Raw genomic sequence first — 1,514 nt, 5'->3', positions numbered from 1 at the left:
GCCTTTCTGTTTTGGATACTTAAATTTTATATAAAAAGGCAGCAAAAATGCATCTAGATTTTTCTCTAGGTGCATTTTACTTTTGGAATGAATAATGTGTTTATGGTATAAATCTTTATTTTTTTAGGTAAGAATGTTCATGGAATAATAAATAATTCTAATATAGTAAACAATAATATATTTTTAAAATGCTTTAAAATTACCTATATAAATTTTTAAATAATATTTAAAGGAAATTAGATTAATGAATTTTTTAAATCTTTTAGGTAATAGCCACCATTTTAGTGGTGAAAATTTTCTAGCGAGTAAAGTAATTTTTTATATTTTTGTTTTTTTAACTATATCTCTGACTTTTCTTATGTGACTTTTTAAAAGGCCTTTATCTAACTGATATGAAAAGAAAGAAACAATTTTCAAAATTAAAAAGAATAAATTTCTTATTATTTTTGGTACTACTATTCTTTTGCTCATGATGATGCGTAGTTTTATTTTTCTTATAGCATGTACTTATTTCAAAAATGAATTTGAAGTGACCAATCCTAACCATAATTTATTAGTGAAATTAGATAATGGGAAATATAAAATATGCTTACCTTTATGAGAAATTTTACCGTTTCATTTTTGTAGACTTTGTCTATTTGCTGGCGCCATTTTTATAATTACAAATAAGTTTATATGAATTAAAAACTTAGCATTTCTAGCAATAATCGCTGCCTTAGTGTTTTTTGTGAAACCTAATTTAAGATATATACCAGATGACTTACTTAAAGGCTATAAATATACATCACTAGGTATTGATTCATACATTTATTGGGATTCTTTGTTTTTTCATATGTTCATAATTTTGCTATTTACGTTTGTTTCAATGGTTGAAAAGCAAAAATTAACATTTAAAAACACGTTATATTTCTTTGTTACAGCATTAGCGGTCACTCTATTTATTTTCTTTATAAATTGACTTTCATATATGGCTTTTAAAAAGAATGATAAAGCCGTTAGCTGAATATCTGATTATTGATATCTTTCTCCAACAGATGATGTAGTAAGTGGCAAATGATTGAAATGGCCTTGAACTTTATTTGTATTTTCTTTCATTGGAACATTATTATTAGTTTTAGGCTTAATTTTATATAATGCACAAGACGTACTTTATTTTGACAAAACAAATGAAGGTAAATGATTATTTAAGGTTCAAAAATCTGAAAATTGATGCGTATACAAAAATTCATTTAAACAAGTTTTTAATAAAAATAAAAACTTAGAAGCAAAAATTCAATAATTGAAACAGTTATGATGATGCTTTCCATTCATTTTATAAGTGAATAATAAAAAATTATTATAATATTTTGTATGTTTAAAAATAGAATGAAGGCCTCGGGCCATACAATTTATTTAACTACTAATTTAAGCATATATTTAGCTTGGTTTATTATTAGCACAGCGGTGCCAAATATTGGCTTTATCCAACTAGGTTATACTCAAATTACCTATTTAGCAGCAGTGATTGTGATAGC

The 1,514-nt window shown here is 24.7% G+C and carries 1 protein-coding gene; it reads left to right on the top strand.

Features of this window, described 5'->3' with window-relative positions:
- Window positions 1-358 precede the first annotated feature (358 nt).
- Window positions 359-1,279, top strand: a complete 921-nt coding sequence (locus T386_RS0104185) for a TMEM164 family acyltransferase (protein ID WP_169734050.1) — start codon at window positions 359-361, stop codon at window positions 1,277-1,279.
- The last annotated feature ends 235 nt before the right edge of the window (window positions 1,280-1,514 follow it).

Origin of the sequence: Mycoplasmopsis primatum ATCC 25948 (assembly GCF_000702785.1) — a bacterium.
Classification (GTDB): domain Bacteria; phylum Bacillota_I; class Bacilli_A; order Mycoplasmatales; family Metamycoplasmataceae; genus Mycoplasmopsis; species Mycoplasmopsis primatum.
The sequence above is the reverse complement of the archived record's forward strand: the minus strand, read 5'-3'. Positions and strand labels throughout refer to the sequence as shown.